This window comes from Amycolatopsis sp. NPDC031561 (assembly GCF_055580625.1).
In genome coordinates this window covers 1-8969 of the sequence record NZ_JBVILA010000003.1, presented here as the reverse complement: position 1 = coordinate 8969, position 8969 = coordinate 1, and the positions used below count along the sequence as shown (strand labels likewise).

Genomic DNA, 8969 nt, shown 5'->3' with positions numbered 1-8969 from the left:
TTGGCGAGGTCTGTGTTCTGTGTTTTTTCCTGTTTGTTTTTTTTTTTTTTTTTTTTCCCCCCCCCCCCCCCCCCCCCCCCACCACCACCGTGAGGCTCAGACCCGCTCGAGCGCGATCACCGGGAACGGACGGCTGGTCATCGACTGGTGCTCGGCGAGCCGGGGGAACGCCCTCGCCTGCTTCGCGAACAGACGGTCCCGGGCCGCTCCGGTGATCTCGGCCGCGTGGGCGGGGAAGGACTCTCCGTCCGCCTCGACGTCGACGGACGGCTCCGCGACCAGGTTGCGGTACCAGTCCGGATGCCCGGGAGCGCCCCCGTTCGCGGCGAACACGATGTAGCGGTCGTCGTCTGCCAGGAACAGCATCGGCGTCACGTGGCGTCGTCCGGTGCGGGCACCGGTGGTGGTGAGCAACAGCGTCGGGAGACCCTCCCCGTGTCGGCCGTTCGCGCGGAACTCCGCGATCACGCGTTCGTTCATGGCCTGCAGGTCGATCATCAACTCTCCGGGCGGTTCGGTGATCTTGGCGGCTGGCCAGTCTGCCCATCCGCGCCCAGGTCGGCAAGCATTTTTGGATCATGGCTGCTCACGGCGGCGCCGAAACCGTCGGTGCCGCCGGAGACACTGCACGAGTGAGCCCCGTCAGCAGAGGGCGCAAGCCCGAGAAGCCGAAACCTGCCGACCTGTCGGACTGCGTCGCGCGAGGCGAACCGGACCGGGACAGGGTCACCCTCGCCGCCACACTGACCGTGGGCAAGCGCTCGGTGAGCGTCGAGGTGGTGGTCGACGGCGACAGGGTCCGCGGGATCGAACTCCACGCGGAGCCGTCGGACGCCTTGGTGACCGAGGCACCGCTGACACCCGAGGAGTTCCGGAGCCAGGTCGAGGCGGCGCTGATCGTCAGGGCCGATTCCGACGCCTGGCTTTTCGAGAGGGTCCCGGACTTCTTCGAGCTGGGCGCGAAGTCGGACTTGCCCGAACGAGCCGACCAGTTGCGCCGATGGCTCGGCCTCCCCGAGTACGAACCGGTGCCCCGATCGGGAGTCGATCCTCTTCCGCTCGTCCTGCCTCCACCCGGACCGGTCACCGGACTGCGGCTCGCGGTCGCCCTGATCGGACCGGACAGGGCGATCTGGCGACGGCTCGAAGTCCGCTCCGATCTCACGCTCGCCAGAGTGCACCAGGTCCTGGCGGCGGCGTTCGACCGGGACGAGCGGCAGTACCACTGGTTCGAGACGGCGTACGGCGGCTTCAGCGCCGACGGCCGGTACGGAGAAGGCGATCGCCTGGACGATCAGGTGTTCCTCGGCCAGGTCGTCACGGCACCGGGCCATCGACTCGTCTACGAGGCGGAGCATTGGCGGCATTGGATCCGCGTCGAGCAAGCGGTCGCCCTCCCCAGAGCACCGAGCTGTCTCGACGGCGAGCGCGCGGCGCCTCCGCCGGAATGCGAAGACGAGCACGCGTACAAGGTGTTGCTGGAGGCGCTGAGAGATCCGGGGGACGAAGAGAACGACGGCCTGCTCGAAGAGCTCGGCGGCTACGGGTTCGACCCGGAGTGGTTCGACAGGGAGGGGGTCAACGCCCGGCTGGGCTGAGCATCACTGCCCCGTTCGGGTGGCGGCGGCTACGGCGAGGCTGCTGGATTTGATCTTGCCCGAAGAGAAGACTCGGCAGCGCTCGTCAGGGGTCGGCCCGGCCGGGCGCCGGAAATCTTCGGCGCATAAGGTGGGAGGACCGGCCCGCGTCACGCAGCCAGGGACCCGTCTGCCTAGGGGAGGTTTTCGCTGGTGTCGAACGATTCCTTCGTCCACCTGCATGTGCATACCGAGTACTCGATGCTCGACGGTGCGGCGAAGATCGCCCCCTTGTTCAAGGAGGCGGCGCGGCTGGGCATGCCCGCGGTCGGCATGACCGACCACGGCAACATGTACGGCGCGGACGAGTTCTATCAGCAGGCGGTCAAGCACGACCTCAAGCCGATCATCGGCATCGAGGCCTACGTCGCGCCGGAGAGCCGGTTCCACAAGAAGCCGGTGTTCTGGGGGCAGGCCAACCAGCGTGGCTCCGACGAGTTCGGTGAAGGCGGCGACGTCTCGGGTAGCGGTTCGTACACCCACATGACGATGCTCGCCGCGAACGCGACAGGGCTGCGGAACCTGTTCAAGCTCTCGTCGCTCGCGAGCATGCAGGGCTACTACCGCAAGCCCCGGATGGACCGCGAGCTGATCTCGGAGAACCACGAAGGCATCATCGCGACCACCGGCTGCCCGTCCGGTGAGGTACAGACGCGCCTCCGGCTGGGGCAGCGCACCGAGGCGATCCAGGCCGCGTCGGACTACAAGGACATCTTCGGCGGCGAGAACTTCTTCCTCGAGCTGATGGACCACGGCCTGCCGATCGAGCGGTCGGTCCGCGAGGGCCTGCTCGAGATCGGCAAGCTTCTCGACATCCGGCCGCTGGCCACGAACGACTCGCACTACGTCACCAAGGACCAGGCCGACACCCACTCCGCGCTGCTGTGCGTGCAGGCGGGCAAGACGCTGAACGACCCGAACCGGTTCAAGTTCGACGGTGACGGCTACTACCTGAAGTCGGCCGCCGACATGCGGGAGTACTGGGACAAGGAAGTTCCCGGAGCCGCCGACTCGACGCTGCTGATCGCCGAGCGCGTCGAGTCCTACAAGGACGTCTACACGCACAAGGACCGGCTGCCGTTCTTCGAGGTCCCCGACGGCTACGACCAGGGCACCTGGCTGCGGGAAGAGGTCGCTCGCGGTCTCAAGTGGCGGTACCCGGAGGGTGTCCCGGACGAGTACTACAACGAGCGCATCGAGATCGAGCTCGACGTCATCATCGGGAAGGGCTTCCCCGCCTACTTCCTCATCGTCGCCGACCTCATCAACTACGCCCGCAAGGTCGGCATCCGCGTCGGCCCCGGCCGTGGTTCGGCCGCCGGCTCGCTGGTCGCGTACGTGCTCGGTATCACCAACCTGGACCCGATCCCGCAGAAGCTGCTGTTCGAGCGGTTCCTGAACCCCGAGCGCGTGTCCATGCCCGATATCGACATCGACTTCGACGACCGCCGTCGCGGCGAGATGATCCGCTACGCCACCGACAAGTACGGCGTCGACAAGGTCGCGCAGGTCATCACCTTCGGCACCATTAAGACCAAGGCGGCCATCAAGGACTCCGCCCGCGTCCACTTCGGCCAGCCCGGTTACGCGATCGCGGACCGGATCTCGAAGGCGCTGCCGCCGCCGATCATGGCGAAGGACATCCCGCTCTCGGGCATCGTCGACTCCAAGCACGAGCGCTACGGCGAGGCCGCCGAGGTCCGCGCGCTCGTCGAGACCGACGAAGAGTGCAAGACGATCTTCGAGACCGCCCGCGGCCTCGAAGGCCTGATCCGCAACGCCGGTGTCCACGCGTGCGCGGTCATCATGTCCTGCGACCCGCTGACCGACGCGATCCCGCTGTGGCAGCGTGACGACGGCTCGATCATCACCGGCTGGGACTACCCGTCGTGCGAGAACATCGGCCTGCTCAAGATGGACTTCCTGGGCCTGCGGAACCTCACCGTCATCGGTGACGCGATCGACAACATCAAGACCAACCGCGGGGTCGACATCGACCTCGACACCCTCGGCGTCGAAGACCCGGAGACGTACAAGCTGCTCGCCAGGGGAGACACGCTCGGCGTGTTCCAGCTGGACGGCGGGCCGATGCGGGATCTGCTGCGCCGGATGCAGCCGACGGTCTTCGACGACATCGTGGCGGTGGGCGCGCTGTACCGCCCCGGCCCGATGGGCATGAACGCGCACAACGACTATGCGGACCGGAAGAACAATCGGCAGAAGGTCAAGCCGATCCACCCGCAGCTCGAGGAGCCCCTGAAGGAGATCCTGGCCGACACCTACGGCCTGATCGTCTATCAGGAGCAGATCATGCACATCGGCCAGAAGGTGGCCGGATACACGATGGGCCGCGCGGACGTGCTCCGCCGGGCCATGGGTAAGAAGAAGAAGGAAGTCCTCGATCTCGAGTACGAGGGCTTCGAGGCCGGGATGAAGGCCAGCCCGCTGATCGACGGCGGGTTCTCGGCGGACGCCGTGAAGGCGCTCTGGGACACGATCCTCCCGTTCGCCGGCTACGCGTTCAACAAGAGCCACGCGGCCGCGTACGGCCTGATCTCCTACTGGACCGCGTACCTCAAGGCGAACTTCACGCCGGAGTACATGGCCGCGCTGCTCACCTCGGTCGGCGACAACAAGGACAAGTCCGCGGTCTACCTGTCCGAGTGCCGTCGCCTCGGCATCAAGGTGCTCCCGCCGGACGTCAACGAGTCGGCGCTGAGGTTCGCGGCCGTCGGGGGCGACATCCGCTTCGGCATGGGTGCCGTCCGCAACGTCGGCGCGAACGTCGTCGAGTCGATCATCAAGACCCGCGAGGAGAAGGGTAAGTACTCCTCCTTCACCGACTTCCTCGACAAGTCCGAACTGGTGGCCTGCAACAAGCGGGTCATCGAATCGCTGATCAAGGCCGGCGGCTTCGACTCGCTCGGCAACTCCCGGCTTTCGATGATCCAGGTGCACGAGGACGCGGTCGAGGCCGTCGTCCCGCTCAAGCGCCAGGAAGCGATGGGCCAGTTCGACCTCTTCGGTTTCGGCGGGGACGACGACGCCGAAGCCGCGGTGTCCTCTTCACCGCTCGCGCACCTCAAGTTCGGCGAGGAGGAGTACCCGCGCAAGCAGCTCCTGGCCTACGAACGGGAGATGCTCGGCCTGTACGTCTCGGCGCACCCGCTGGACGGCGCCGAGCGCATCCTGCGCAAACACGCGCCGAGGCCGATCGCCGCGATCATCGCCGACCCGCCCAAGGAAGGCGAGCTGATCATCTCCGGGCTGATCACCTCGCTGGAGCGCCGGGTCAACAAGAAGGGCGAGCCCTGGGCGATCTGCACCGTCGAGGACATGGACGCCTCGCTGGAGGTCCTGTACTTCCCGAAGTCGTACGCGATGTTCTCCGCCGACCTCATCGAGGACAACGCGGTCCTGGTCAAGGGCCGGGTGAACTGGCGTGAGGACAAGATGTCCATCTTCGGCGGCGGGCTCGTGCCGCTCGACCTGTCCGAGATCGGGAACGGCGACGAGGACATGCCGCTCGTCCTGCTGGCCGCGGCGGAGAAGATCGACCAGTCGGTGGTCAGCGAACTGAAGCAGACCCTCCTGGCGCACAAGGGCGAAACGCCGGTGCATCTCAAGCTGGTCGGCAAGAACCAGACCGTCTTTGCGCTCTACGACTATCCGGTCAAGGTGACGTCGATGCTGATCGGTGAGCTCAAGGGCATCCCCGGGATCGCCGCCAGCACCTGATGAGCACCTACGAACCCGATCCACGGCGCTGGAAGGCGCTCGCCGTCTCCCTCGCCGCCGGGTTCATGGGCCTGCTCGACGTCAGCATCGTCAACACGGCGCTGCCCTCGATCCAGCAGGACCTCGGCGCGTCGAGCGGCGGGATCCAGTGGGTCGTTTCCGGCTACGCGCTGGCCTTCGGGCTGGTGCTGGTCACCGGCGGCAGGCTCGGCGACGCGCTCGGCCGCCGCCGCATGTTCCTGTTCGCGCTCGCCGCGTTCGTGCTGACCAGCGCGTTCGCCGGCGCGGCGCCGAACGAGACGACGTTGATCGTCGCGCGCCTTCTGCAGGGCATCGCGTCGGGCATGATGACGCCGCAGAACAGCGGCATGATCCAGGACCTGTTCCGCGGCGCGGAGCGAGGCCGCGCGTTCGGCATGTTCGGTGCCACCGTCGGGATCTCGACCGCGGTCGGGCCGGTGCTCGGCGGCGTGATCCTCGCCGTCTTCGGTGATCCGGAAGGCTGGCGCTGGGTCTTCTACGTGAACGTGCCCATCGGGATCCTGGCGTTCATCCTGGCCTTGAAATGGCTCCCGAAAGCGGAGAGACCGGCGAGAAGCCTGCGGGGCGAGATCGACTTCGTCGGCATCATGCTGCTGGGTGTCGCTGTGCTCGGGGTCCTGCTCCCGCTGATCGAATCCGAACAGGTCGGCCTCAGCAGCCTGTGGTGGCTGTTCGTCGTCGCGGTGGTCTTCGGGTTCGCGTTCGTGCGCTGGGAACGCTCGATGGTGCGGCGCGGCCGTTCGCCACTGCTGGACACGCGACTGTTCACCGGCACGCCCGGCTACGCCACGGGTGCCGCCGTCGGCGCGCTGTACTTCAGCGGGTTCACCGGTATGTGGCTGGTCTTCGCCATCTTCTTCCAGCAGGGCCTCGGCTACACGCCACTGCAATCAGGACTCGCCGTCACTTCCTTCGCTCTCGGTTCGGCCGTGGCAGCGGCGATCGCGGGGCGGCTGGTGCCGAAGTGGGGGCGCAAGCTCACCGTCACCGGGCTGGTCATGGTGATCGCCGGGATGCTCGCGGTCGCCTTCCTGGCCGGTCAGGATCCCGGGGCCTCGGCGGGCTGGTGGTTCGCGCTGCCGTTGCTCGTCGGCGGGATCGGTGGCGGCATGGTCATCTCACCCAACACCACGCTGACCCTGGAATGCGTGCCGACGTCGATGGCGGGCGTGGCCGGGGGCGCGCTGCAGACCGGGCAGCGGATCGGTACCGCGATCGGCACGGTCGTCCTGGCCTCGGTCTTCCACGCGGTACTGGGCGCGAACGGCGGTTATCCGTCGGCGCTGACCGCAGCGATGTTGTGCGCCGCCGCGTTGACGTGCTCGGCGCTCTTACTCGCCGTGATCGAACTCCGCGCGCGCCGGAATCGGCGTTTGCTCACTGAGCGGGAGGAAGCCAAGAGGGCTGCCGCCGACAGTCAACGCGGCTGAGTCGTCCGCGCCCGTCACTGACTACGGTCGGCAAGACCGGATGCTCCATCCGAGTGACTGAAGTAGTCAAGCTCTGGTGCTACTCAGAGCAACCGGGTACACCTTACGGTGCCTTCACTGCGGTGTCTTGGCTACCGACAGTGGTATTTCTGTCGATCGATCGGGGATGGATCGATCGGCTGGAGCGATCGTGGCGAGTCCGGAGTTTCAGGAATGGACACCCACGGTCACGAGCCGGTGGACGGCCGTCGGCGTCCGCGGGGGACCGTTCGGCGGCACCCGGCTCACCACCACTGACCAGCCGAGTCCCGGTGAAGCAATCGCGCGGGTGGGTCCGCGCGGGGACGCCTGGGGAGGTGCACCCGGCCCGGACCCACCCGCCGCGCGTTCTCCACGTGTGTGAACCGCTTCCGGCTGCGAAGATCTTCGCGAGTTCAAGATTGCGAGGAGCACCCATGGCGGAGAGTTCTGAGGGGCGGAATCGCCTGCGGGTCTGGTACCGGCCCATGACGATGCGGGATTCCGGTGAAGGCCACCGGGTGGCGACGCCACTGGAGCTGTTGTTCGACCTGTGTTTCGTGGTCGCCGTCGCGCAGGCCGCGGCCGGTCTGCACCACGCCATCGCCGAGAACCACATCGGGCACGGGGTGCTCAGCTTCGGGATGGTGTTCTTCGCGATCTGGTGGGGCTGGCTGAACTTCAGCTGGTTCGCGTCGTCGTTCGACACCGACGATGTCCTGTACCGGCTGGTCACGATGGTGCAGATCGCCGGCGGGCTGACCGTGGCGGCAGGCGTCTCGTCGGCCTTCGAAGGCGACTTCACGATCATGGTGATCGGCTACGTCCTGATGCGGCTGGCGATGGTCGTGCAGTGGCTGCGCGCTGCGCGGACCGATTCGCAGTGCCGTCCGGCCGCGTTGCGGTACGCCATCGGCATCACGATCGTCCAGATCCTGTGGATCGTCCGCCTCGGCCTGCCGGAGTCCCTGGCCCTGCCGTCGTTTTTCGTGCTCCTGCTGGCCGAGCTCGCGGTCCCGCTGATCGCCGAACGCCGACGGCCCACCGGCTGGCACCCGCACCACATCGCCGAACGCTACGGCCTGTTCACGATCATCGTGCTGGGTGAATCCATCCTCGGCGCGACCACGGCGGTCAAGGAGGGGCTGGACGAAGGCGAGCACACCGGCAGCCTGATCTCCCTCGCCGCCGCGGGACTCGTGCTGGTCTTCTCTCTGTGGTGGCTGTACTTCGACCAGCCGGGACACGCTCGCCTCGAAAAGGCGAAGAACCTGTTCACCGTGGCGAGCTGGGGTTACGGGCACTACCTGATCTTCGCGTCGGCGGCCGCCCTCGGCGCCGGTCTCGAGGTCGCGGTCGACTACGACACCCACACCGGACACGTCGCCTCGCTGCCCGCAGCCATGGCGACGACCGTGCCCGTCGCGATCTACCTGCTGAGCGTCTGGCTGATGCACATCGGGCCGACCAACGAATGCCGTCCGATCGCCATCGGCTTCCCGGTGACCGCGGTGCTCGTGCTCGCCGCGTCGTTCACACCGGCGCCCATCCACATCACCGCCGGGCTCGCCGCCGCCCTCGTCGTGCTGACGGTCGTCGCGACGCACGGGGAGCCGATCCCGGGTGAGCACAAGATCGACGCAGGTCAGAGGCCCGGCGCGAAAAAAGGGACCCCCCTGTAAACGCCGGTTTCGGGCCGTGTAATGTTCTCTTCGTCGCCAGGGAAACCGAGCGGCCGCCGGGAACACGAACCAAGCTCCCACCAGATGGTGGTAGAGTGGGTGGTCCCGAAACGGAGAGGTAACCAGACCCCCGCTGAAACGGCAGTTTCAAGCAGGTGTAGGGTGAGCTCCGAACAAAAGCCAAGAAATAACTGCTTCGGATAAGGCCGCGTGACTGCGGTGCGATCTGGGGTGTGTTGCTTGAGAACTCAACAGTGTGCTAGTGAACTAAGCCAGTAGAGCTTATGTATTAAGAACCTCGTTTGAGGTTCCTTTGAGTGCATTGAATTGCCTCGATCAAATTTGACATTGTTGGAGAGTTTGATCCTGGCTCAGGACGAACGCTGGCGGCGTGCTTAACACATGCAAGTCGAACGATGAAG

5 protein-coding genes and 1 rRNA gene are annotated in these 8969 nt (G+C 66.5%); 5 read left to right on the top strand and 1 reads right to left on the bottom strand.

All coding sequences use genetic code 11. From position 1 onward, the window contains the following. Positions 1 to 96 precede the first annotated feature (96 nt). The gene (locus tag ACZ5IK_RS09150) at positions 97 to 498 is read right to left on the bottom strand and encodes a nitroreductase/quinone reductase family protein (protein WP_465487262.1); all 402 of its coding nucleotides are present in this window, start codon (positions 496 to 498) and stop codon (positions 97 to 99) included. A gap of 134 nt (positions 499 to 632) precedes the next feature. Here ACZ5IK_RS09150 and ACZ5IK_RS09145 point away from each other — a divergent pair, with 134 nt between their 5' ends. From ACZ5IK_RS09145 to ACZ5IK_RS09125, 5 genes are all read left to right on the top strand, one after another. Then, positions 633 to 1598, top strand: coding sequence for a plasmid pRiA4b ORF-3 family protein (locus ACZ5IK_RS09145; RefSeq protein WP_465487261.1), 966 nt, complete (start codon positions 633 to 635; stop codon positions 1596 to 1598). A gap of 192 nt (positions 1599 to 1790) precedes the next feature. Next, positions 1791 to 5375: a DNA polymerase III subunit alpha gene (gene dnaE, locus ACZ5IK_RS09140; RefSeq protein WP_465487260.1), complete on the top strand. Its 3585-nt coding sequence runs from the start codon at positions 1791 to 1793 to the stop codon at positions 5373 to 5375. Continuing rightward, on the top strand, positions 5375 to 6847 hold the full coding sequence (locus ACZ5IK_RS09135) for an MFS transporter (RefSeq protein ID WP_465487259.1): 1473 nt from the start codon (positions 5375 to 5377) through the stop codon (positions 6845 to 6847). Before dnaE ends, ACZ5IK_RS09135 begins: the two co-directional genes overlap by 1 nt. A 455-nt stretch (positions 6848 to 7302) precedes the next feature. Continuing rightward, positions 7303 to 8547, top strand: coding sequence for a low temperature requirement protein A (locus ACZ5IK_RS09130; RefSeq protein ID WP_465487258.1), 1245 nt, complete (start codon positions 7303 to 7305; stop codon positions 8545 to 8547). 348 nt (positions 8548 to 8895) lie between these two features. Then, positions 8896 to 8969 (top strand): 16S ribosomal RNA (locus ACZ5IK_RS09125); the annotation flags it as partial.